This window comes from Nocardia sp. BSTN01 (assembly GCF_015354405.1).
Lineage (GTDB): Bacteria > Actinomycetota > Actinomycetes > Mycobacteriales > Mycobacteriaceae > Nocardia.
In genome coordinates, this window is sequence record NZ_JADKYP010000028.1 from 20,216 (window position 1) to 42,664 (window position 22,449).

The following is a 22,449-nucleotide window of genomic DNA, read 5'->3' on the forward strand; positions in this document are numbered from 1 at the left end:
CAGTGCTCAATACGGCGCCGGGCACGCTGGAACTGGAAACGCTCGTGCTGGACGAACCCGGCCCGGACGAGGTACTCATCGACGTGCATTACGCGGGACTGTGCCGTTCGGACCTGCACGAGATCGAAGGCGTCTGGCCGGCCACCTGCCCGACCCTGCTCGGGCACGAGGCGTCCGGAGTGGTTCGGCGCGTAGGTGATCGGGTGAGCACCCTGCGCCCCGGCGACCATGTCGTGACGTGCCTGAGTATCTATTGCGGAGAATGCAGGTTCTGCCTGTCCGGCCGGATGACCCTGTGCCCCCGCCGCGGCTCGCTGGGGAGCCGGTCACGGCCGGTTCTGATCAACGCCCACGGTCGGTCGGTGCACCCGACCGCCCGGCTCGGCGCGTTCGCGGAAGCCATGGTGGTGCACGAACATTCCGCAGTGCGCATCCCCGACACCATGCCGCTGGCCACCGCCTCCGTGCTCGGCTGCGCGGTGGTGACCGGGTTGAGTTCGGTGTTCCGCAGCGCACGGGTGGAGCCCGGGTCGACGGTCGCGGTCCTCGGCTGCGGCGGAGTGGGTATCGCGGCGATCCAAGGCGCTCGTCTCGCCGGCGCGCGCGAGATCATCGCCGTCGACGCCGCCGAGGCGCGGTTGACCGATGCCGTGAAGTTCGGCGCGACCGCGACCGTGCAGGCGGGGCGGGTCGACACGGTGGCGGCGGTGCGCGAGCTGACCGAGGGCGGTGTCGACTACTCGTTCGAGGCGGTCGGATTCGCCGCCACGGTGGAGCAGGCCTTCGCCATGTTGGGGCCGGGTGGCACCGCCACCGTCGTCGGCCTGGTGCCCGACAACCAGCCGGTATCGATTCGCGCCTCGGAGCTGTTCATGCTCGAAAAGCGACTCCAGGGAGCGTTGATGGGCTCCAACCAATTCCCGGCTGACATTCCCGGCTACGTCCGTTACTACGAGCAAGGCCGGCTGAACCTCGACGACATGATCTCGGCGGTTGTGAGCCTGGAGCAGATCAATGAGGGATTCGAACTCATGAAGAACGCCGGGGGCACCCGGGTCGTCGTACGCATCGGAGACAACTCGTGAAACCCCTCATCGCCATCACCGGCCGGCGGATCTCCGCCACAACGCTCATGGGCGTCGACAGCCGGTGGGCAGCGTGCCGGGCCGACATGTTCTGGGCCGAGTTCGGCATGAAGATCGCCGAGGCCGGTGGCATTCCCGTCCAACTTCCTTACGAGAGCGCGGGATCCGAGGCCATCGCCCGCGTCGACGCACTGGTGGTGACCGGCGGCCAGGACGTCGACCCCGAACTCTGGGGCGGGCCACCTCCCACGCCCAACTCGACCGGCGGAGAAGTCCTGGCGATCGACCGGCGCCGCGACGACTACGAGATCGCCCTGGTACGGCATGCCCTCGAGCGAGGAATACCGGTCTTGGGGATATGCCGCGGCCATCAGGTCCTCAACGTCGCGCTCGGCGGCACCCTGGTTCCGGATCTGCCCGACCACGGAATCGAGCACTACTCCCGCGCCGTCGTCCCGGACCGCCGCCCGGACCGCGAACACCCCGTCGACTTCGTCGCGGGAACCCTTGCCGCGGAGCTCTACGGACCGCGCGGCGCGGTCAACTCGTGGCATCACCAAGCGGTCGATCGCCCGGGCGAAGGCCTCGTGGTCTCCGGACGGGCACGCGACGGCGTGGCCGAGGCCATCGAGCTGCCCGGCCGGCCGGTGCTCGGCCTGCAGTGGCATCCCGAAGCCATTGTCGAACTGGATCCGTGCTTCCGCTGGCTTGTCGAGCAAGCGAAAGTCACCGTGGCACCCGCCACCGTCGCGGCACGCTAGCGCTCGCTCGCCAGACGCTCGTCGTCGGCACCAACGACGATCACGCGTCGCAGGCACGCTCAACGATTAGGAGATGGAATGTGAACGGCCCGGCCGAAATCGACGTCGTCATCGTCGGCGGTGGTATTTCCGGAATCGCCGCAGCTGCCGAACTGCAGCGGAAATGTCCCGGCAAAAGTTTCGTGGTGCTGGAGATGCGCGAATCCCTCGGTGGCACTTGGGATCTGTTCACCTACCCGGGCATCCGCTCCGACAGCGACATGTTCACGTTGGGCTACGGCTTCAAGCCCTGGACCGAACGGGAGGCGATCGCTTCCGGCGGGGCGATCAAGAACTACCTGCAGGAGACCGCCGATCAGTTCGGCATCACCGAGAAGATCCGGTTCGGAACGCGTCTGGTCTCCGCGTCGTGGAGCAGCGCGGACGACACCTGGAGCCTCGGATTACGCGACGCGGACGGCGACACCCAGCTGCGCTGCCGGTTCCTGCATCTTGCCACCGGCTACTACAGCTACCGCGGCGGGTTCAATCCCGAACTGCCCGGCGAGGATTCGTTCGAAGGCCGGGTGGTCCATCCTCAGGAGTGGCCGGATGACCTCGACTTCCGGGACCGCAAGGTCGCGGTGATCGGCTCGGGGGCGACCGCCATCACGCTCGTTCCCAGCCTCGCGGGTGAGACGGAAAAGGTGACCATGGTCCAGCGGTCGCCCACCTACGTGTCCATCGCACCGGCCGTCGATCCCGAAGCCGAGCGGTTGCGGGAGGAGATGGGTCCCGAGGACGCGTTCAGCCGGATCCGTCTGCGTAATCTGCACGCCCAGCAGGAGACCTACCGGTACGCGCGGCAGCACCCGCAGGAATTCAAGAAGGCGATATTCGACGCCATCGACGACGTCGTCGGCGTCGAGGTCCGCGAAGCCCACTTCACTCCCACATACGAGCCGTGGGATCAGCGCGTATGCCTGGTGCCCGGCGCCGACCTTTTCCAGGCGATCCGCGACGGATCCGCGGACGTGGTCACCGGCCACATCGAACGGCTCACCCCGACCGGCGTGGCGATGCGGGACGGGACACATGTGGACGCCGACATCATCGTGAAGGCGACGGGACTGAACCTCGTCATGGGCGGGGAGGCGATATTCGACGTCGACGGTGAGATCGTCGATTTCGGGCGCTGCTGGACCTACAAGGGCCTGGCGCTGTCCGGAGTGCCGAACCTGACCTACGCCTTCGGGTTCGTGAATTCGTCGTGGACGCTCCGTATCGAAGCGGTCGACGACTTCGTGTGTCGCGTTCTCGCGCATATGGACGAAGTCGGCGCACGCCGAGTCACCCCGACGCCGGCACCGGGCGACGACGCCATGCCGCGGCTCCCCTATACCGCGGGTGTGACCTCCGGATATATGCAGCGAGCCGCCCGGCGCATGCCGGCCCAGGGCGACCACGAGCCCTGGCTCAATCCGCAGAACTATGACGAGACCATGCGACTGCTGGAGTCGGTCGACGACGGCGTCTTGCGCTATGTCTGAGACGAGTATGGCCGTGGCGAATATGGCTGGTGCGAATATGACTGGGGCGCAGCACGCTTGGGCAGCGATGACGCCCACGGCGTTCCTGGATCGGGCCGTGGCCGCACGCGGATCCCGCATCGCGGTCGTCGACGGCGACCAGCGCTGGACCTACACCGAATTCCGCGATCGCTGCCGGCGGCTGGCTGGCGGGCTCCAGGAGCTCGCCGCGGGCCGGCCGGTGGCGGTCCTGGCACCCAACACCCACGAACTTCTGGAAGCCCACTACGGCGTGCCGTGGGCGGGAGTTCCCTTGGTGGCCCTCAACACTCGGCTCGGGATGCGGGAGTTGACCTACATCCTGGAGCATTCGGGTAGCGGGGTGATCGTGTGCGATGCCCGGTACGCGAGCCTGGCCCGGGAAGTCTGCGACGCGCTGGAGAAGCCCCCGGTGGTCATCGGTTCGGGCAGTGCCGACTCCGACTACGAGAAACTGATCGCCGGCGCTGCGCCCTGCCAGGAGCAGATCACCGACGAAAGTTCGCTGCTGGCAATCAATTACACCTCCGGTACCACGGGAGCGCCGAAGGGCGTCATGTACCACCATCGTGGTGCGTACCTGCAGTCGCTGGCCATGGCGAGTCACTTCGCGCTCGGCCCGCACTCCGTCCATCTCTGGACATTGCCCATGTTCCATTGCAACGGCTGGTGTTTCACCTGGGCCGTCACGGCGGCCGGCGGCACACATGTCTGCCTGCCCAAGGTCGAGCCCGCCGACATGTGGCGACTGATCCGGCAGCAGGGCGTCACCGGTCTCAACGGCGCTCCGGCCGTGCTCGACATGATCGCGCACGCCGACGATGCCTCGACGCTGTCGCGCGCCGTGTCGGTGGGTACCGGAGGTGCGCCTCCCGCACCGGCGGTGCTGCGCCGGATGACGCGCCTCGGATTCGACGTCACGCATCTCTACGGGCTGACCGAGAGTTTCGGCCCCGCGCTCATCTGTGAGCCGGTGCCGGAGTGGGAGGGTCTCGACGACGAGGCCGTGATCCGGCTGAAGGCGCGACAAGGCGTCGGCAATGTCGTGTCCCTGCCGCCCCGGGTGGTGGACGAGGCCGGCCACGACGTACCCGCCGATGGCAGCACGGTCGGTGAGATCGCGCTGCGCGGCAACAACGTCATGCTCGGCTACCTCGACGACGAGGTCGCCACCCGGGAGGCGATTCCGGACGGCTGGTTCCGGACCGGCGATCTCGCGGTGCGCCATCCCGACGGGTATGTCGAGCTTCGCGATCGGAGCAAGGACATCATCATCAGCGGGGGCGAGAACATCGCCAGCGTGGAGGTCGAGCACGTCCTCGCCGAGCACCCCGCGGTGCTCGAGGCGGCAGTCGTCGGGACCGCGGATCCCCGCTGGGGAGAGATCCCTGTCGCGTTCGTGCACCTCGCCCCCGGAGCCGGTGCCACGGCCGAGGAACTCGTGGAGCACGTCAAACGGACCCTGGCGCGCTACAAGGCTCCCCGCAAGGTTGTCTTCGGTCCCCTTCCCAAGACGTCGACGGGCAAGACGCAGAAGTACCTGCTGAGAGCCCGGGCGGCCGAAGCGCATTCCCCGGCAACGGAGGGTACGGGCGGCAACCGCGAGACCTGAACCCCTTCGGCCGGAACGTATTCGGCACCGACTAGGAAGCCCACCGCTGTCGAACCAGGCCCCGGAGCTCGCATCCACGAGCGCCGGGGCTGGAAGACGTTGTCACCCAGCCGATTCGACAACCTCACCACGACCACACGTCCGACCGAGGGTCCTCCGGGTTGCCGAGCCACATGGATCTGTTCGACGACGGCAATGACCAGCCGTGCCGGATCCGAGCGTGTTCACACCGCCGAACGCGGCGAGATCCATCCGGCGCGACCTACCCCCGAATCCCGCTGCACATCGCCGGGATTCCCGCGCAGATCACATCCGCGTAGGCATCGGCGCGCGCCCGATCCCGATCCGAGGCCCACTGCAACACAAGCCCGTCGGTGGCACCGATCAGCACCGAGGCGAGATTCGCGATGGCCTCCGCGCGGGCGGACGGCCCGGCCGCGCGCTGCAGCACGTCGGTGACCGCCCGCAAGAAGACGTCGTAGGACTCCTTCGCGAGCGCCGGGCGGTGGCGGGTCATCCACATGTACAGGTCGACTTCCGCCAGCGCGTAGTCCGGATGGTCCATCAGCCAGCGCACCGAACGCCGGATGACTTCTTGCGCGGTCACTTCGAGCTCGGCCGGCTCGATGGCGGTGGACTGCTTGGTGATTTCGGCGGCGAGGTGCTCGAAGACGGCGAGGAAGAGGCCGTCCTTGTCCCGGAAGCAGTAGTGCAGTGAGGCCAGGGGAGCGTTGGCCGCTTCGGCGATCCGCCGTGTCGTCGCGCTCGCGACCCCGCGGTCGGCGATCACTCGGACCGCCGCATCGATGAACTGGATCGAACGATCCTCTGTCGACACGTGGGGCAACGGATTCACCTCATTCGCTCATCGGCGCACGTAGGCGCCCTGATTAATTGATTAAGTCAAGCGTACAGATCGCGAAGGCGCGGGGGCACGCGCGACCCTCGCGCAAGTGACGGCAAACACCTTTCCTCCCCGATTATTCCGCTCGCCTCTTGACACCCGGTGTGGCGCGCCCCACAATCAGATCATTCGATCAGATCAAATGACTAAGGCGTTTGATCGAACGTGGAAATGGAGAGTTATGACTACCGAAGCCAAGGCCGCTCTACGATCCGTCGCGACAACGACCCCCCTCGCCGAGATCCTCGACATCGTCGCGAAGGACGGCGGCGTGGTCATCGAGAACTTCCTGTCGGCGGACCAGATCGCGCGGTTCAACGCCGAGGTCGAGCAGCCCATGGCAGCGCTGGCTCCCGGCTCGACCCATGAGAACGAGATCGTCGCCGAGTTCCACGGGGCCAACACCAAGCGACTGACGAACTTGGTGACGCACAGCAAGACCTTCCGCGAAGAGGTCCTCGAGCAGGACCTGATCCACGAACTCTGCGACGCGGTGTTCCTCGAGGAGTCCGGTACCTACTGGCTGACCACCGCGCAGCTTATCGAGATCGGCCCCGGAAACCGGGCTCAGTTCCTGCACCGGGACCTGGAGAACTGGTACCCGTTCATCGGCATGGGCCCGCAGGGCCCCGAGGTGTGCGTGAACTTCATGATCGCGTTCACCGACTTCACCGAGGAGAACGGCGCCACGCGGGTCATCCCGGGCAGCCACCTCTGGGACGACTTCCACAACCGCGGAACTCCCGAAGACACCATTCCCGCGACCATGAAGGCCGGAGACGTCTTCTTCTACAGCGGCAAGACCGTGCATGGCGGCGGCGCGAACCTGACGACCGACCAGTTCCGCCGTGGTCTGGCCTTCGCCCTCAACCCGGGTTTCCTGACCGGCGAGGAAGCGTACCCGTTCCTCGTCGACCGGGACATCGCGAAGCAGCTCTCACCGCGCGTCCAGCGATTGCTCGGCTTCCGTTCCCAGTACCCCACGGGCTCGCCCGGCCTCTGGCAGGTGGACTACAGCGAGCTCGGGGACTACCTGAAGCTCTGAGGTGCCGGTCGGCACGTCTCTCGCCTCGCGACCTGCCGGAGAGGCGACGAGTCTCTCCGGCAGGCCCGCTCGCAGCCCTCAAGGATATGTATGGGAATCGACTCCTCCAGAACCGCATTCGAGCGGACCCGTCGCAGCGTCGGCGGTGGCGTCAGCTCGGGCCTTCGTGCCACGATGCGGCCGGTTCCGCTCTTCGTCGAGCGCGGCCACGGAGCTCACCTCTGGGACCTCGACGGCGACCGCTACCTCGACTACGTGATGGCCTGGGGGCCGTTGGTCCATGGACACAGTCACCCGCAGGTCGTCGACGCAGTGGCGCGAGTCGCGACCTCGATGCAGGTCGTGGGAATGGGTCATCGGCTCGAATACGAAGCCGCCGAGGCGGTCCTCGCATCCGTGCCGGGCGCTCAGCGCCTCGTGTGGACGAATACCGGAACCGAGGCCGTGCAGGTCGCGCTGAGATTCGCACGAGCGGCGACCGGCCGGCACCGCATCGTCAAGTTCGCGAAGGCTTACCACGGCTGGCACGACAGCGTGTACGCGAGCATGAGCGCGGACGACACGGGTGAGTCACCCGTCCCCGCCGCCCTCGGGCAGAGCCCCAATGCCCACGCCGATCTGATCATCAGCCGGTTCAACGACACCGCCGCTATCGCCGAACTGCTGGCCCAAGCCGAGGAACGCCGGATCGCCGCCGTGCTCATCGACCCGATCATGAGCAACGCCGGCGTGCTCACACCGGAACCCGGGTTTCTTGAAACGCTCCGCAGCCTGTGCGACCGGCACGGCGTCGTGCTGATCTTCGACGAGGTCATCACCGGATTCCGGATAGCCCGTGGCGGCGCGGCCGAGAGATTCGGTGTCCGCCCGGATCTTTCGGTGTTCGGCAAGGCGATCGCGGGCGGGTTCACGCAGAGCGCGGTCGTCGGACGCGCGGACATCATCGATCTGGTGGAGCACGGCCTCACCCATGCCGGAACGTTCAACGGCAACCCCGTAGCGCTCGCGGCGGTGCAGGCCGCGATGGAGTTGTCCGCTACGCCAGGCGTATTCGACAAGCTGGAAGATCTGGGCGACGCCTTCGAGCAGGCGATCACCGACGTGCTGGTCTCGACCGGCGCGCCCGGCAGCCTCCGGCGCGTCGGGTCGCTCGCGCAGTTCGTGCCGCGCGATCAGGCGACGAGTCTGCACGGCACGGACGGACTGTGGGCAGAGATCGCGGCCGGGATGCTCGAATCGGGTGTCGTGTTCATGCCGTCCGGAAAGATCTTCCTCAGCACCGCGCACACGCTCGCCGACATCCAGGAAACGGCCGCTCGCCTCGAGCGGGTCCTGCAGCAGGTGTCTGCCCGTTCCGCCTAGCGCTAACAGCAACGATCCGATCCCCCAGCCGCGACGCGGACGGGTCTATCGACCGGACGGGTGGTCGCTGTGCCGCCCGTCCACCACGCCCCGTCACCCGTTCCGAGTCACGACTCTGCTCGATGCGGTTGGGCGAGTGCGGCGTACCTGTACCGAATTCTGTTGATTCGAAGGAATTCTCGATGAATACGCTCGCAATGTTGTTGCTGTTGGCCGCCGATTTGTGGATGGCAGCGGCCGGCCTCTACTACGGGGTGCGAATAATTCGCCGCTACCGCAACTATCTGCTCGGTCTCGAGTGGCTGGTGATCGGGGTATCGGGGACGAACGTTCTGTTCCTGGCCGCCACCGGGATCGATCATTCGAGCGTGAGCTACCACCTGATGGTGTTCTTCGACGCGTTCTCGCGTTCGTTCGGCATGACGCTGGTGTTCGTGCTCGGCATGATGGCGGTGACGCGCGGCTACCGCGCCTCGCCGCTGGTCGAGGCCGCCGCGTTCGGGGCGGCGACCGTGGTCGGGCTGTGGCGAACGATCGACGTACGGCCCGTCAGCCCGCCATGGTCGATGTTCTACCTCGCGCTGAATCTCGCCGTGGCAGTGTTCATGGTGACCGTCGCCGGTCGGCTGCGGCGGATCGGTGAATGACGGTGCGCGACAGGCGTTTTCATCGCAACGATGCTCGGGGCGATCGTCGCGTCGGCCTATGACTTCGTCCATATTCCGGGCGATGACGCCGACCACACACTGTTCTACATTCCGGCATGCGCGATCTGGGCGCTCATGGTCACGACCTATTACCACGGCTACCGGGCACTCGCTGAGCACAATCGGGGACTCGCCCGCAGCGGCTCGCGAGACAGCAATTCGGAGCCTTCGTCAGTCCACGGTCGAATCCTCGACTGAACCCACCCGCGAACGGTCCGGACGGCTGCGGCCACTGTTTCCGCATTGCCGGAACAACGCACGCCGACATCCATCTACGGCTGCGTGAGCATGCATCACCGCGCAACGACGCGCACATTCTCGATTCGAAAAGTTCGGAAACCACTATGACAGCTCAAGATTCGCCCACGCCCGCGACAGATACAGAAACCGGTTCCGCGGTCTCCAGCGACGCTTCGCCCACGGCTATCACTCTCAATCACGCCGGAAATGCATTCATCTGGACGTATGTCCTGGCGATCTTCGGTGTATGGACGGCCGTTCTGACCCCGACCATGATCACTTTAGCACTCCGCGTCGCGCAGGCCGTCCCGGCCCATGCCTCCGTAGCCTATTCGGCGATCGCGGCCACGGGCGCTCTCATCTCACTGCCCGCGGGCCCGTTCTTCGGGCGCCTGGCCGATATCACCATGTCGCGCTTCGGCCGACGACGGCCATGGCTGGTGGTCGCAGCCACCACCATCGTGGCGGGCAACGCGATCGTCGCCGTGTCCGGCACCATCGCCGGACTCATCGTCGGATGGATCATCGTCTCGGTGGCCGGCACCATCGGACTGACGGTCTTGTGGTCCATGCTCGCGGATTCCATTCCGCCGGAGCGCGCGGGTTTCGTCGCCGGACTCGCCGGTGCGGCGCAGGGCGTGGGGCTCATCGCGGGGACATTCATCGTCCGCATCACTCCGGGAATGACCGCACGCCTTCTCATTCCGGCCGCTCTCGGCGCCGGTCTCGTCCTGATATTCGTCGCCATTCTGCGGGAAACCGATTTCGCGGGACATGTCCGGCCGGTCTTCAATGTCCGCGACTTCGCCCGGACCTTGTATTTCGATCCGCGAAAGGCACCCGATTTCGCCTGGTGCCTGGCCTCCATCTTCGGTATCACGGTCGGCGCCGCCGTCGTAGCGACCTTCCTGGTCTACTTTCTGCAGAATGCGTTGAAGCTCGATGACGCCGCCCTGGTTCCCACCGTCTTCGAGGCGACGCTGATCATCAACGGTACGGCGTCGATCATCAGTCCCCTGGGCGGCCGGCTCGCCGACCGGATCGGCAGGCGCAAACCCTTGTTCGCCGCCGCGGGCCTGCTCGTCGCCGTCGGATGCACCGTGATGGATGTCGTCGGCACCGTTCCCGAATTCCTCACCGGCTGTGTGTTCTTCGGCATCGGATACGGCCTGCTGCTCGGGCAGATGCTGGCCTTGGCGGCATCGACGATGACCTCGTGGGAGAACGCGGCCCGCGACCTCGGCCTGGTCGTGCTGACCCAGTCGGCGGCATTGATGGTCGCACCGCTCGTGGCCCCCGCACTCCTCGCCATCGACGGCCCGAACAACTACCGCCTGCTGTACGCGTTCGGCGCGGCCGCCGCCCTGCTGGCGGTGCCGGCGCTACTCGGCATCCGGCGCCGGTGCTGACCCGACAGATCCTCGAAAGAACGATCCGCACAACAGAAATCGGATGACATGAAGATCACCAACCTGGTCGCGACCACCTGCCTCACCGCACTCACCGTCAGCCTGACCACCGCGGTCGCCTGCGCCGACCCCGCACCCGCGAACCCGGCCACTCCCCCGAATTCGAGTATCCGCACGACCGTCCTTCCCGGTATCCACTACACCTCGAGCATCGTCGACGGATCGGTGCGGATCAGCACCGACAGCGGCTCACTCACGGTGCGCGGCAATCAGTTTCAGGTCCTCGACGGACAGGGCAACCTCGCCGCCGGGTTCCCGCTCACCTACCGCAAGGACGACAAGGACTGGCCGATCGCGGCACGGATCGACGGCAACACCGCGATCCTGACCCCCGGTACCGATCCCGCCTCGGCCCGGCCCGCCACTCCGGTGGAGCTTCCGCGTCCGGTCGCGTCCGAAGCGCAGTTCCAGAATGCGATGGCCACGGCCGCAACGGAATTCGGTTTGGCGATCAGCGTCGGCACCTTGATCGGCACACTCATCGGCCTTCCGCTGGGCTGTATCGCGGGCGCGCTGACCGTGGGAACCATCACCTTCCCGGTCTTCTTCGCCGGTGCGCTCGGCGGATGTCTGGCCGGCGCCGCGGTCGGCGTCGCGTTGGGGAGCGCCGCCGGAATCATCCTGGTCGGCGTGCCCGTCGGCATCGCCGCCCTGATCGACTTCACCAACCAGGTCACCGCCCCCGACCCGGCGACCACACCCGCCCCATAGAAACAGCGACAGACACAACCCGATTGCCGTTGCGGCCGCGCTCGCAACGGCAATCGGCATTATTCCTGCCCGCCCCGGCGGCGGGCCAGTCGAGAGGTGACGGTCCGGTGGGCCACTACACGAGCAGCGTTCGCGATATCGAATTCAACCTGTTCGAGGTCTACCGCCTGGGCGCGGTCCTCGATTCCGGAGCCTTCGGCGATCTGGACGGCGACACCGCACGCACCATGATCGCCGAGGCCGCCCGCCTGGCCGAAGGGCCGGTAGCCGAGTCGTACGCCGAAACCGACCGCCACCCACCGGTTTTCGACAGCGACTCGCACTCGGTACGGATCCCGGAGCCGTTCAAGCGGTCCGTTCGCGCATGGCAGGACGCGCAGTGGTGGCGGGTGGCCAAGAGCGAGGCGATCGGCGGCGTGCCCGCGCCGTCGATGCTCGGCTGGGCGATCAACGAACTGGTCCTCGGCGCCCAGCCCGCGGACTACATGTACCTGAGCGGCCCGCTGATGGCGGACGTCCTCGCCGGCATCGGCACCGAACAGCAGCGGCGATGGGTCGCGCAAGCGGTCGAGCGCAACTGGGGCGCGACGATGGTGCTGACCGAACCGGACGCCGGCTCCGACGTCGGAGCCGGCCGCACCACAGCGACCGAACAGCGCGACGGGTGTCGTGGTCGATGTGGAATTTGGGGACGATGAACAGGCTCAGCCCCTTGGTGCCGGGCCCGGCGCCGGCGGGGCGGGCCAGCACCAGATGCATGATGTTCTCTCCGTGAAGCCGCGGTGCTCGGCGTGCCGCACTCGACCCACGGCGAGGAAGTAGCCGCCGTGGTCGCACTCGCACCGGGTGCCGAAGCGACCGCCGACGACTTGCGCGACTACGTCAAGGCCCGCGTGGCGGCCTACAAGTATCCACGCCAGGTGTGGCTGGTCGACGCCCTGCCCAAGGGGCCGACCGGCAAGATCCTCAAACGCGAAATCGTTGTCCCGCAGGGTTCGTGACGGACGAACTCGACGGCCCGAGCCGCTGAAGACTCCTAGCTCAGGGTCGTCAGCGCCGCCGCGTCGTAGGCCTTCAGTTCGTCGATCCGGCCGCCCAGCACCTTGGCTGCCCATTCCGGGTCCTGCAGGAGGGCGCGGCCGACGGCGACCAGGTCGAACTCGTCGCGTTCCATGCGGTCGAGCAGGTTGTCGAGGCTGCCGAGTTCGGCGCCGCGGCCCGTGAAGGCGTGGAGGAAGTCGCCGTCGAGGCCGACCGAGCCGACGGTGATGGTGGGTTTGCCGGTGAGCTTCTTGGTCCACCCGGCCAGGTTCAGGTCCGAGCCCTCGAACTCCGGGAGCCAGTACCGGCGGGTGGAGGCGTGGAAGGCATCGACACCGGCGGCAGCCAGCGGCGCCAGGATCGCATCGAGCTCCTGCGGGGTCTCGGCGAGCCGCGCGTCGTAGGCCTCCATCTTCCACTGCGAGAAGCGGAAGATCACCGGGAAGCCGGGCGACACGGCCGCGCGCACCGCGGCGACGATCTCGGTCGCGAACCTGGTGCGCGCCGAAGGATCTCCACCGTAGGCATCGGTGCGGCGGTTGGTGCGCGCCCACAGGAACTGGTCGATGAGGTAGCCGTGGGCGCCGTGCAGCTCGACCCCGTCGAAACCGATGCGCTCGGCGGCCGCCGCGGCCTCGGCGAAGGCGGCGACGACGTCGTCCAGGTCGCGCTGCGTCATCGCCTCACCGGTCCCCTCGGTACCGTCGACGCGGATGCCGGAGGGACCGACGGCCGGGGCCTCGGGGTAGGGCTGTTCGCCATGGTTGCGGACCATGCCGATATGCCACAGTTGCGGCACGATCGCGCCGCCCGCCGCGTGCACGTCCTCGGCGACCTTCGCCCAGCCTGCCAACTGCTCGGCACCGTGGAATCGCGGTACCCGATCGCTCTGACCGGCCGACCCGTGGCCGACATAGGTCCCCTCGGTAACGATCAGGCCGACACCGGCGCCAGCCCGGCGGGCGTAGTAGGACCGCACGTCGTCACCGGGGATACCTCCCGGGGAGAACATGCGTGTCATCGGCGCCATCACGATGCGGTTGGGGATGGTGAGGCCGTTCAGGGAAACGGGCCGGGACAGGATCTCCGCTGCGCGGGAGACGTCGGACGCGGTGACGGACACGGGATGCTCCTCGTAGAAACTTGACAACTTTGATGGTTGATAACCTCAAGCATTTTCCACGGTAGGGTGAATAGTTGAGATGGTCAAGTTTCGGGACGTAGGATGAATTGCATGGCAGAGGTCCCGCACATCGACACCGCCCAGCTCATGGAGCTGCTCTCGGTGTCGCTGGGCGTCTACTACAGCGACTTCACGGTCGCCGCTGCGAGTGAGAACCTCACCGCGAGTCAGGGCAAGACATTGACCGTGCTGCGCCGGGGCCCCGCCGCGATGCGCACCCTGGCCGAGATATTGGCTTGCGACGCGTCCAACGTCACCGGGATCATCGACCGGCTGGAGAAGCGGGGTCTCGTCCGACGGGAGGCCAGCTCAACCGACCGCCGCGTGACCAATCTGGTCATCACCCCCGAGGGTGAGCGTGCCGTCGACGCGATCCGCGCGAAAATGCACCAGACCCGAGAAGGACTGAGCAGGCTTCGCGACGAGGACCGAGCCCGTCTGTACACGCTCCTGGAACGGGCTTTCGTCCAGCCCTGACGCCCGACGGAACCGGCCTTCTTGCCAGAATGCGCCATCAACTTGCCAGAAATCGGAAGTGTTGGCGTCTAACGTTTTTCGTGCGCCCAGGGGTGGACGCGGCGGTCAGCGACGACCGCCGCCCCGGCCTTCGCGACGACCCACGCGGCATACTGCCGAGCGGATTTCGGGATGGTTTCGACATGCTGCGAGCCGATTGGGCAGCCTGTTCCGGCCACTGATCGCGGATCCGCAAGCAGGAGGGGAGATCCGCGCTCAGGCCGGAGCTGTAGCTTGAAGCCGTTCTTCGGCTGGGAGCGCGAAAGGGAACTTCTCGTGGATTCGGAGTATCAGTGGGAGGAGGAATCGTCGGCATCCGCTGAGACACTCGCCGAGCGGATGGAGTACTGGCACCATTATCTGCGGAGTCGGCAAGGGTCGGTGGGATTGGCGTTCGGCGACGACGTCGACGACTTCACCTGGTCGACCATCGCGCAGCGAGTCGGCCGGATGCAGATCGTGCGCTTCGATTCCGATCCCGTGCACTACCGCCGCACCGGACGAGATGTGCGCAGCGACGGCGACGACAGCTACCGGTTGCTGCTACCGCTGCGCGGGGAATTCAAGTTCGCACAGGGTGATTCCACCGAAGTCGTCGCTCCCGGCACACCGGCATTCTTTCAGTGGGGAGCGCCGCTGGTGATGCGTCAGGACGAGCCGCTGCGAGCGCTGATCATGACCGTCCCGGAGACGTCGGTGGATCTCTCCCGCGCCGGGAACGCTCCCCTCGCACTCGACGGACGGCGGCCCTTGGTGCGATCGCTGGTGCGCCAGATCGGTGAGCTTCACGCCGGACACGGACACTGGACCGCAGTGGATTTCGCGGTCGCGTATTCCAGTGCCCTCGTACTGCTCGACGGTGTGCTCAACCACGATCACACCCACGTCGCGGTGGGCGGCAAATACGCGAATCTGGCTGCCCGCGCACGCGAGATCATGGAAATACACTGCGGTGACAGCAGACTGACCCCCGACGCTGTCGCCGGCATGTGCGGGTGCTCGCGACGAACGCTGCACAGCGCCCTCACCGAGGCGACAGGTCTGGCCCCCGCGGCACTGCTGCGCACGATTCGTCTCGACCGTGCGCGGCAGCGCTTGTCGTCTCCCCTGCCGGTGGACATGGACACGGTCGCGCACCGAACGGGATTCACCACCACACGCCGGTTCCGCGAAGCCTTCCAGCGCCGATTCGGCCGGAGCCCGGAGCAGATGCGCGCCGAACTGTACGGGTCGTAGCGGAGTCCCGCCGGCGCAAAGCCGTGTCGTCGCCCGAAACCCTTGACCTGCAGCAGGGTTCAGGTACCACACTGGTGCGGTGACCGACTACCTGCTGCGCCCGATCGGATCCGTCGAATCCGAGCTCACGGACCTCGCTACCGCACCGCGCCAGGCCGACGAGGGCGCCCCACCGGCGTGGGTGGTGCTCGACGATCGTTACGCCGAAGCGCTGGAAGGCCTCGCGCCGGGTATGGATCTGGTGCTGCTGACCTGGCTCGACCGCGCCGACCGGGACACCCTGGCGGTCCATCCCCGGGGTGATACGAGCCGACCGCTCAGCGGTGTCTTCAGCACGCGCGCACCACACCGTCCCAACCCGATCGGGCTGCACGAGGTACGGATCCTGTCCATCGCCGGCACCCGGATCCGCGTGGCCCACCTGGAAGCCTTGGACGGGACTCCGGTTCTCGACATCAAGCCCGTTCTGTCCGCGTCCGCGGCGAACCGGTGAGATGAGGTCGTCCGCCGCGGTCGCCGGCCGGTCGGTGGCGGGGCGCCGCGGTCAGTCGGTGTCGCAGAGCGCTTTCAGGGTCCGCGGGACCTCTTCGGCCGGCAGATAGCATCCGGTCTGCTCGAAACCGCCGATGGTGTGGGTGGTGTAGTCGCCGTAGCCGATGCGAAGGAAGTCGTCGCCGCTGAGGCCGTGCACGGTCCAGTCGAAGGCCACCCGGGCGCGAGCGACGAGCGTGCGCAACGCCATCAGGTGATAGCCGCGCGTGACGAATTGTGCTGGGATACCGCGCAATCCGATCTTCAGCGGGCGCGCCACCGCATCGGCGCCGCCGAGATCGACCACCATGCCGAGGTCCTGGTGCCGGTACGGCGTCGGCCGCCCGCCACGCAGCGCGGCCACCAGATTCCTGCCGAGGTGGCGGCCCTGGCGCATAGCGTGCTGCGCGGTGGGAGCGCACAGCGTGCCGGCATCGGCGGTCAGATCGGGGACCGCCGCCGCATCGCCGCAGGCCCACACACCGGTGAGTCCCGGAACGGTGAAATCGGCTTCGGCGACGATGCGGCCCTTCGTCGTCGCCGCGCCCAGATGTCCGGCGAGGGGGCTGGGGACGACACCTGCGGTCCACAGCACCGTCCGCGTCGGGATGAAGCGGCCGTTGGTGAGCTGAACACCATGGGCGGTAACCTCTTTCGCCGACGCGCCGGTGATCAGTTCGATACCGCGGTCGGCCAGATTCCGCTTGGTCTGTTCCCCGAGTCGCTGTCCGAGTTCGGGCATGATCCGGTCGCCGTGCGTGACCAGATGCCAGCGCACCATGCCGGATTCCAGCTTCGGGAAATACCGGCGGGCGGCGGCCCGGGTGACCTTGTTGAGCACCGCCGCGGTCTCGGTGCCGGCGTAACCGGCGCCGATGGTGACGAAGTTCAGGCGCTCGCGATCTTCTTCCTCACCGCCGCGCACGGCCGCGATATCCAACTGCTGCAGGACGTGGTCCCGCAGGAACATGGCCTCGGCGAGCGTCTTCATCCCGAATCCGTACTCGTCGAGTCCGGGCACGTCGAGGACGCGGGTGATGCTGCCCGGAACGAGCACCAGATGGTCGTAGTCGAGGGCACTTTCGACGCCGGCGGATCCGCGGACCACGACCTGCCGGGTATCCGGATGCACCCCGATCGCCATGCCCGGAACCACCTCGGTGCGGCGCAGCACCCGCCGCAGCGACACCGTGATCGACCGCGGATTCAGCACACCCGAGGCGACCTGCGGCAGCAGCGGCAGATAGAGCAGCCCCGCATCCGGTGTCACGAGTTGGATGAACGCTTCGTCGGCGCCGAGATGACGTTCCAGGTAGCGGGCACATTCGACGCCGGAGAAACCACCGCCGATGATCACGATCTTCGCGGGACTCACGAATTCACTCTACTGATCGCACAGAAGACAGGTCCGAGTTCTTCGGCCGGGCCGGGTTGTGCTCGTCACGGCGAAAGTCGAATCGGCTCAATACATCACCGGCGACCATCGATCGCCGGAGCGGATCCCCCCGCTACGGCGTGGCGTCCGGGACCGGGCGGGCCGGGGGCTGCGGCGCCAGCTGGATACCGGCCAGACCGGTCCAGCACAGGCTGGCGGTCGTGGCGACGGCCTCGTGTTTGGGCAGGGGTTTGCCGGTGGCGACCCAGTCCCGCGCACACGACTGAGCGATCGCGACCAACTCGGCCGTGATCAGCCAGCCGTGTTCGGCGCGCGGCAGTGGATGCGGTGCCAGCGCCCGGGCGAGCGTGTCGATGCAGATGGTGGCGGCCCGATGCGCGATGCGCTGCGCCGACGGTTCGTCGGCCACCGCGGCGCCGGCCAGCAGGGCGGCGCTGCGTGGCCGGATGTCGGCGAAGTCGAACACCGCCGCTACCGAGGCCTCCACGATCGATCGCATGCCCTCGGCGGGTTCGAGTGCGGCGGTGAGCGTCGCCTCCAGTTCCTGCATCGCCTCGTGCAGCACGGCCAGATACAGTTCCAGCTTGCTCGAGAACGACTTGTACAGGACGGGCTTGCTGATCCCGGCCCGGCAGGCGATCTCCTCCATGCCCGCGGCCCGATACCCGCACGCGGCGAACAAACCCGCCGCCGCGGCCAGGATCACCCGCCGGCGTTGTTGCCTGGCCTGCGTCATCTGTCTGTCCACCACCTGGCACCTCCTGCGCCCACGGTACCGACGCCCCGGTTCGGCACAACCGCGGCCCGCACGATCACGCCGGTTTCGCCCTGTCGCGCCGCGAGGAGGCAGTCGCTCCGGGACACGCGAAGCGACACCCGTCCGGCCGCGCCTACGGAGCGAGGACGATTCGCCCGAACACTTCGCCCGTGTCCATCTTCCGGTGCGCGAGAACGGCATCGTCCAACGGGAGGATCTCGTGGACCACCGTGCGGAGTTCGCCGCGCCCGGCGGCGGCGAACTGTTCCGTGCGTACGGCGCGGCGATCGGGTTCGGAGACGGTGTCCGCACTGAAAGTGGCGAAGGACAACGACTTTCGGAACGCGGCCATCATCTGCATGCCGAAATCCGCCGGTGGGTGGCCGCCCACGACACCGACCGCCACCATGCGGCCGTTCGGCTTCAGATGGGCGAAGAACGAGGGCAGGTCCGCACCGGCTATGACATCGATGATCACGTCGTAGCCCACCGGAGCGTCCGCACCTCCCTTTCCAGAACGGTCCAGGACGTGGGTCGCGCCGAGTCCGCGCAAACGGTCGCCGCGGTCGGCCGACGAGGTCGTCACCGCCACCGCGCCGGCGCCGCCGCGGGCAGCGAGTTGAACGGCGGTGACCCCGATACTGCCGGCCGCACCGCGGATCAGGACCGACTCACCGGGTGAGAAACGGGCGTGGGCCAGGGCGAAATGGGCGACCACTCCGGAACTCCCGAGCGCTACGGCATCGACCGCGGACAAATCCGGCGGCAGCGGGAGGACGTCCTCGACGCGGACGCTCGCCTGTTCGGCGTACCCGCCGCCGAAGCCGGTGAAGGCCCACACCCGGCGGCCGATCCACGATGGGTCCACATCGTCGCCGACCGCGGTGACGATGCCCGCCACTTCGCTCCCGGGAACGTGGCCGGCTTCGAAGCCGTAGCCGCCGATCGTGCCTCGGCGAATCACGGCGTCCACGCCGCCGACGCCGATCGCCTCGGTGGTGATCAGCACGTGCCCGGCGGCCGGCACCGGTGCCGGGAGGTCGACCACGGCCAGTCCCTCGGCCGGTCCGAATGTCTGGATGACTACTGCCTTCACTCGTCTTTCCTCGCTTCGAGCGATTCCGGACCGGTCGAGCCGTCCGGGCTGGGCTCGACGCTAACGGACGCCCCCGTCCGTTTAGCTAAAGTGAGAGTGGTGCCCGACGATTTGCCTCATCCCCTGCGCTCGGATGCCCGCGACAACCGCGAACGCATCCTCGAGGCGGCTCGCGCCCTGTTCGCGACCGAAGGCTTGGACGTGCCGATGCGCGAGGTCGCCCGGCGTGCGGGAGTCGGCCCGGCCACGCTGTACCGGCGCTTCCCCACCAAGCAGATCCTGGCCACCGAGGCGTTCGCGGAACAGATGCACGCCTGCCGGGCCGTGGTGGACGAGGGACTCGCGGAGCCGGACGCGTGGCGGGGCTTCTGCGTCGTGATCGAGAAACTCTTCGCGCTGCACGCTCGCAGCCGAGGCTTCACCGAAGCCTTCACGGCCACCTACCCGCACGCGCTGGATTTCACCACCGAACGCGAGTACGCCCTGAAAGCCGTTGCCACGCTGGCACACCGAGCCAAGGACGCAGGTCGGCTCCGACCCGACTTCGTCGTCGACGACCTGATCCTCATGCTCCTGGCCAACCGAGGCATCCACATCGGCCCGCCGGCCGCCCGGCTCGCCGCCTCCCGCCGCTTCGCCGCCTTCGTGATCCGAGCCTTCGCCACCACCACCGACACCACACCACTTCCCCCTGTCGCCCGCGTAGCACCGGCGATCCTCTGACGCACGCCGATACTGTGGGCGCGTGGGAGACAACGAGTACGTGCCGGGCGACGTCGTTCACTTTCCGGAGGGGCCGTTCAGCGGCGTCTGTGGCGTCGTACGGGAGGTCGACGCAACGCGTGGCCGGTTGCGGATCGATATCAGCGAGGGGGCGGTACATCGGGAGGGGAACGTGTTGCGGGAGCGGCGGCACAGCATGAATGTCGCGATCGAGGAGATCGAGTTGATGTGACGGCGCGGCGAGCGGTGGCGCGGGTCACTGGTTTCCGGTCGCTCACCGGCCGATTGCCGGGTGGGCGGGCGGCGCATGTAACCTTTCCTCCCAGGAACTCGCACCTGAGGCGGGTTCACCCCAGCCTGGTGTGGTGAGAAGGGAGATACCGATGGGTAAGCGTGGGCGTAAGAAGCGCAGCCGCCGTAAGAATGCGGCCAACCACGGCAAGCGGCCCAACTCCTGAGCCGTCGCGCCGTGCGCCCCGGGACCGCCCAGCGGACTCGGTGCACTGCTGAAAACGACAATGCGGCACGCCATCATGGATGGCGTGCCGCATTCGTCTGTGCGGTCAGGACTCGCGGTCGACCCGGGTTTCGGTGATGGTGATCGACCGCCGGATGTCGAGAGTGAGCCGCTCGCGCAGCGATTCGGGGGCCCGATCCCCACCGCATTTACGGCTCAGCAGGCGCTTGAGCTTCTCTTCCAGACCGTATGCCTCGATACACGGCGAGCAATGGTCCATGTGGTGCTGCAATCGCGCCCGCGTGGCCTCGTCGCATTCGCCGTCGAGAATCAGCCAGACGTCGGTGAGTACCGCCGAACAGTCCAGTTCCATCTCGTCGCCGGCACCCCGATCGTCGTGCTCGTGCCCACTCGTGCTCACTGGGTTACCTCCTGACGCGCCCCGTTGCCCGTTCGGTTCCGGTCGAACCCCCGCTCGTGCGCGACATCGGCCAACAGCCCCTTGAGCTGTTTGCGCCCGCGGTGCAGCCGGGACATGACGGTGCCGATCGGAGTCCCCATGATGTCGGCAATCTCCTTGTAGGGGAAGCCCTCCACGTCGGCGTAGTACACCGCCATCCGGAATTCCTCCGGCAGCGACTGCAGTGCCGCCTTGATGTCGTCGTCGGGCAGCGCCTCCAGCGCCTCCATCTCCGCCGAGCGCAGACCGGTGGAGGTGTGCTCGGCCGTGGCGGCGAGCTGCCAGTCGGTGATCTCGTCGGTGGGGTACTGCGCGGGCTGGCGCTGCTTCTTGCGATAGGAGTTGATGTAGGTGTTGGTGAGGATCCGGTACAGCCAGGCCCGCAGGTTGGTGCCCTCCCGGAAGGACCGGAAGCCCTGGTATGCCTTGGCGAAGGTCTCCTGCACCAGATCCTCGGCGTCGGCCGGGTTGCGGGTCATCCGCAGGGCCGCACCGTAGAGCTGATCCAGCAGCGGCAGCGCGTCACGCTCGAAGCGCCGCGCGAGTTCGGCCTCGTCGGCCGTGGAGCGCACGGTCGAATCGCCGTCGATCTCCGCGTCCTCGCGAGCCTCGGCGTCCTCGGACGCCGGGTCGTCATCCACCGGGTCGTCGGGGATCTCGATATCCTCCGGTCGGGAACCGCCCGCGGTGTCACCGCGGGGGCGATCGGCCGCCAGTTCGTCGTCGCTCGTCACGAAAGTCCCTTCGGTCGCCGTAGCATCTGAATCTACCGCGCGCGAGGGTCGCCGATCGAACCCGGTGTCCGGGACGATGATGTCGATCAGCGGGTACGACAGCGAGTCGCCGGTCGTTACCGGGCGTTCGTCGACGAGGACGGTCACCGGCATCTCCTTCGAACTTTTCCGATCTCGAGCGGCTGCGAAGGCAGCTGCGCTGTGCTGGCGGAACAGTGCAACATGCACGACCCCCACTGTGTTCCCGCCGGACGCGTCACACCGGGCACACACGCGATTGCCGGGTGTGAACCGGCGCCGCTAGGGTGACCGGCATGGCCGCATCGACACCCGCGATCCGGGCGCTGACCCAGGCGAAGGTGCCCCATGTGGTGCATTCCTATCCGCACGATCCGCGCAGCGATTCCTATGGCGACGAGGCCGTCACCGCCCTGTCCGAGCGGGTGGGTGTGACGGCCGCCCAGATCTTCAAGACGCTGATCATCGAACTGTCGTCCGGCACGCCCGCGGTCGCGGTGCTCCCGGTTCCGCAGTCGCTGTCACTCAAGGCGGCGGCCGCGGCGCTGGGCGCGCCGAAGGCGACCATGGCCGACAAGGCGAGGGCCCAGCGCATCACCGGTTACGTCCTGGGCGGAGTGTCGCCGCTCGGGCAGAAGCGCGCACTGCCCACCGTGGTGGACGAATCCGCCCTGAGCTGGGATCGCATCCTTTTCAGCGCCGGCAAGCGCGGGCTCGAGATCGAACTCGCCCCCGCCGAGTTGATCCGGCTGACCGGCGCGGTCACAGCGTCCGTCGTCGCCTGATTTCTCGCCGCCCGCGGGATCGGACCGGCGTGATCGGAAATATTTGCATACAACAACTAGTTGGTGTATACAA

General features: G+C 67.4%; 25 protein-coding genes and 1 pseudogene. 19 read left to right on the top strand and 7 right to left on the bottom strand.

The features are described 5' to 3' along the window. Positions 1 to 2 precede the first annotated feature (2 nt). The 4 genes from IRT45_RS21525 (at position 3) to IRT45_RS21540 (ending at position 5,005) form a co-directional block, all read left to right on the top strand. Positions 3 to 1,085, top strand: coding sequence for a Zn-dependent alcohol dehydrogenase (locus tag IRT45_RS21525; RefSeq protein ID WP_309241087.1), 1,083 nt, complete (start codon positions 3 to 5; stop codon positions 1,083 to 1,085). After that, complete coding sequence (locus IRT45_RS21530) at positions 1,082 to 1,846, top strand: gamma-glutamyl-gamma-aminobutyrate hydrolase family protein (RefSeq protein ID WP_309241088.1); 765 nt, start codon at positions 1,082 to 1,084, stop codon at positions 1,844 to 1,846. The genes IRT45_RS21525 and IRT45_RS21530 overlap by 4 nt, the downstream gene beginning before the upstream one ends. An 80-nt stretch (positions 1,847 to 1,926) precedes the next feature. Continuing rightward, entirely contained in the window at positions 1,927 to 3,375 is a 1,449-nt protein-coding gene (locus tag IRT45_RS21535) for an NAD(P)/FAD-dependent oxidoreductase (protein WP_194807643.1), read from the top strand. 67 nt (positions 3,376 to 3,442) lie between these two features. Beyond that, positions 3,443 to 5,005 (top strand): AMP-binding protein, encoded by a 1,563-nt coding sequence (locus tag IRT45_RS21540; RefSeq protein ID WP_228534731.1) that lies wholly within the window; start codon positions 3,443 to 3,445, stop codon positions 5,003 to 5,005. A 262-nt stretch (positions 5,006 to 5,267) separates the two neighbouring features. On the opposite strand, the gene IRT45_RS21545 is transcribed toward IRT45_RS21540, so the two are convergent. Beyond that, positions 5,268 to 5,843 (bottom strand): TetR/AcrR family transcriptional regulator, encoded by a 576-nt coding sequence (locus tag IRT45_RS21545; protein ID WP_194807645.1) that lies wholly within the window; start codon positions 5,841 to 5,843, stop codon positions 5,268 to 5,270. Between the two features lie 247 nt (positions 5,844 to 6,090). Here IRT45_RS21545 and IRT45_RS21550 point away from each other — a divergent pair, with 247 nt between their 5' ends. The 8 genes and pseudogenes from IRT45_RS21550 (at position 6,091) to IRT45_RS21580 (ending at position 12,444) form a co-directional block, all read left to right on the top strand. Next, positions 6,091 to 6,954, top strand: a complete 864-nt coding sequence (locus IRT45_RS21550; RefSeq protein ID WP_194807646.1) for a phytanoyl-CoA dioxygenase family protein — start codon at positions 6,091 to 6,093, stop codon at positions 6,952 to 6,954. Between the two features lie 90 nt (positions 6,955 to 7,044). Then, entirely contained in the window at positions 7,045 to 8,316 is a 1,272-nt protein-coding gene (locus IRT45_RS21555; protein ID WP_194807647.1) for an aspartate aminotransferase family protein, read from the top strand. Between the two features lie 182 nt (positions 8,317 to 8,498). Beyond that, entirely contained in the window at positions 8,499 to 8,963 is a 465-nt protein-coding gene (locus IRT45_RS37085; protein ID WP_228534732.1) for a hypothetical protein, read from the top strand. Positions 8,964 to 8,993: 30 nt separating this feature from the next. Beyond that, the gene (locus IRT45_RS37090) at positions 8,994 to 9,221 is read left to right on the top strand and encodes a hypothetical protein (RefSeq protein ID WP_228534733.1); all 228 of its coding nucleotides are present in this window, start codon (positions 8,994 to 8,996) and stop codon (positions 9,219 to 9,221) included. A gap of 314 nt (positions 9,222 to 9,535) precedes the next feature. Then, entirely contained in the window at positions 9,536 to 10,672 is a 1,137-nt protein-coding gene (locus IRT45_RS21565) for an MFS transporter (protein WP_375540133.1), read from the top strand. A 48-nt stretch (positions 10,673 to 10,720) separates the two neighbouring features. Further along, complete coding sequence (locus IRT45_RS21570; protein WP_194807649.1) at positions 10,721 to 11,443, top strand: hypothetical protein; 723 nt, start codon at positions 10,721 to 10,723, stop codon at positions 11,441 to 11,443. A gap of 107 nt (positions 11,444 to 11,550) precedes the next feature. Then, positions 11,551 to 12,108, top strand: a pseudogene (locus tag IRT45_RS21575) (acyl-CoA dehydrogenase family protein); the annotation flags it as partial. Positions 12,109 to 12,225: 117 nt separating this feature from the next. Further along, positions 12,226 to 12,444: a hypothetical protein gene (locus IRT45_RS21580; RefSeq protein WP_194807650.1), complete on the top strand. Its 219-nt coding sequence runs from the start codon at positions 12,226 to 12,228 to the stop codon at positions 12,442 to 12,444. A 35-nt stretch (positions 12,445 to 12,479) separates the two neighbouring features. Here the strand turns inward: IRT45_RS21580 and IRT45_RS21585 are convergent, their stop codons facing one another. Then, positions 12,480 to 13,607, bottom strand: a complete 1,128-nt coding sequence (locus tag IRT45_RS21585; RefSeq protein WP_194807651.1) for an NADH:flavin oxidoreductase — start codon at positions 13,605 to 13,607, stop codon at positions 12,480 to 12,482. Between the two features lie 111 nt (positions 13,608 to 13,718). On the opposite strand from IRT45_RS21585, the gene IRT45_RS21590 reads away from it, so the two are divergent. From IRT45_RS21590 to tsaA, 3 genes are all read left to right on the top strand, one after another. After that, entirely contained in the window at positions 13,719 to 14,144 is a 426-nt protein-coding gene (locus IRT45_RS21590) for a MarR family winged helix-turn-helix transcriptional regulator (protein ID WP_228534734.1), read from the top strand. Positions 14,145 to 14,417: 273 nt separating this feature from the next. After that, positions 14,418 to 15,419 carry an AraC family transcriptional regulator gene (locus tag IRT45_RS21595; RefSeq protein WP_194807652.1) on the top strand — a complete coding sequence of 334 codons (1,002 nt, stop codon included), beginning with the start codon at positions 14,418 to 14,420 and terminating at the stop codon, positions 15,417 to 15,419. Between the two features lie 79 nt (positions 15,420 to 15,498). Further along, positions 15,499 to 15,912: a tRNA (N6-threonylcarbamoyladenosine(37)-N6)-methyltransferase TrmO gene (gene tsaA / locus IRT45_RS21600; protein WP_194807653.1), complete on the top strand. Its 414-nt coding sequence runs from the start codon at positions 15,499 to 15,501 to the stop codon at positions 15,910 to 15,912. A gap of 51 nt (positions 15,913 to 15,963) precedes the next feature. On the opposite strand, the gene IRT45_RS21605 is transcribed toward tsaA, so the two are convergent. The 3 genes from IRT45_RS21605 to IRT45_RS21615 all read right to left on the bottom strand — a co-directional run bounded on the left by IRT45_RS21605 (position 15,964) and on the right by IRT45_RS21615 (position 19,199). Further along, positions 15,964 to 17,325 carry an FAD-dependent oxidoreductase gene (locus tag IRT45_RS21605; RefSeq protein WP_194807654.1) on the bottom strand — a complete coding sequence of 454 codons (1,362 nt, stop codon included), beginning with the start codon at positions 17,323 to 17,325 and terminating at the stop codon, positions 15,964 to 15,966. A 133-nt stretch (positions 17,326 to 17,458) separates the two neighbouring features. Then, positions 17,459 to 18,097 carry a TetR/AcrR family transcriptional regulator gene (locus tag IRT45_RS21610; protein ID WP_194807655.1) on the bottom strand — a complete coding sequence of 213 codons (639 nt, stop codon included), beginning with the start codon at positions 18,095 to 18,097 and terminating at the stop codon, positions 17,459 to 17,461. Between the two features lie 139 nt (positions 18,098 to 18,236). Next, on the bottom strand, positions 18,237 to 19,199 hold the full coding sequence (locus tag IRT45_RS21615) for a zinc-binding dehydrogenase (protein ID WP_194807656.1): 963 nt from the start codon (positions 19,197 to 19,199) through the stop codon (positions 18,237 to 18,239). Positions 19,200 to 19,298: 99 nt separating this feature from the next. Between IRT45_RS21615 and IRT45_RS21620 the strand changes: the two genes are divergently transcribed. The 3 genes from IRT45_RS21620 (at position 19,299) to IRT45_RS38060 (ending at position 20,380) form a co-directional block, all read left to right on the top strand. Then, a complete protein-coding gene (locus tag IRT45_RS21620) occupies positions 19,299 to 19,922 on the top strand; it encodes a TetR/AcrR family transcriptional regulator (RefSeq protein ID WP_194807657.1) in 624 nt (207 codons plus the stop codon). Between the two features lie 22 nt (positions 19,923 to 19,944). Next, entirely contained in the window at positions 19,945 to 20,154 is a 210-nt protein-coding gene (locus IRT45_RS21625) for a hypothetical protein (protein WP_194807658.1), read from the top strand. A gap of 151 nt (positions 20,155 to 20,305) precedes the next feature. Beyond that, a complete protein-coding gene (locus IRT45_RS38060) occupies positions 20,306 to 20,380 on the top strand; it encodes a 50S ribosomal protein bL37 (RefSeq protein ID WP_369801531.1) in 75 nt (24 codons plus the stop codon). 105 nt (positions 20,381 to 20,485) lie between these two features. Here the strand turns inward: IRT45_RS38060 and rsrA are convergent, their stop codons facing one another. After that, complete coding sequence (rsrA, locus tag IRT45_RS21630) at positions 20,486 to 20,752, bottom strand: mycothiol system anti-sigma-R factor (protein WP_039780346.1); 267 nt, start codon at positions 20,750 to 20,752, stop codon at positions 20,486 to 20,488. Positions 20,753 to 20,796: 44 nt separating this feature from the next. Beyond that, complete coding sequence (locus tag IRT45_RS21635) at positions 20,797 to 21,429, bottom strand: sigma-70 family RNA polymerase sigma factor (protein ID WP_051024905.1); 633 nt, start codon at positions 21,427 to 21,429, stop codon at positions 20,797 to 20,799. A gap of 458 nt (positions 21,430 to 21,887) precedes the next feature. On the opposite strand from IRT45_RS21635, the gene ybaK reads away from it, so the two are divergent. Beyond that, entirely contained in the window at positions 21,888 to 22,376 is a 489-nt protein-coding gene (gene ybaK, locus IRT45_RS21640) for a Cys-tRNA(Pro) deacylase (protein ID WP_194807659.1), read from the top strand. The last annotated feature ends 73 nt before the right edge of the window (positions 22,377 to 22,449 follow it).

Coding starts and splice junctions, on each gene's coding strand:
- rsrA (WP_039780346.1), bottom strand. CDS start 20,752: ATGGAACTGGACTGTTCGGCGGTACTCACCGACGTCTGGCTGATTCTC.
- IRT45_RS21540 (WP_228534731.1), top strand. CDS start 3,443: ATGACGCCCACGGCGTTCCTGGATCGGGCCGTGGCCGCACGCGGATCC.
- IRT45_RS21565 (WP_375540133.1), top strand. CDS start 9,536: ATGATCACTTTAGCACTCCGCGTCGCGCAGGCCGTCCCGGCCCATGCC.
- IRT45_RS21570 (WP_194807649.1), top strand. CDS start 10,721: ATGAAGATCACCAACCTGGTCGCGACCACCTGCCTCACCGCACTCACC.
- IRT45_RS37090 (WP_228534733.1), top strand. CDS start 8,994: ATGCTCGGGGCGATCGTCGCGTCGGCCTATGACTTCGTCCATATTCCG.
- IRT45_RS21550 (WP_194807646.1), top strand. CDS start 6,091: ATGACTACCGAAGCCAAGGCCGCTCTACGATCCGTCGCGACAACGACC.
- IRT45_RS21555 (WP_194807647.1), top strand. CDS start 7,045: ATGGGAATCGACTCCTCCAGAACCGCATTCGAGCGGACCCGTCGCAGC.
- IRT45_RS21590 (WP_228534734.1), top strand. CDS start 13,719: ATGGCAGAGGTCCCGCACATCGACACCGCCCAGCTCATGGAGCTGCTC.
- IRT45_RS37085 (WP_228534732.1), top strand. CDS start 8,499: ATGAATACGCTCGCAATGTTGTTGCTGTTGGCCGCCGATTTGTGGATG.
- ybaK (WP_194807659.1), top strand. CDS start 21,888: ATGGCCGCATCGACACCCGCGATCCGGGCGCTGACCCAGGCGAAGGTG.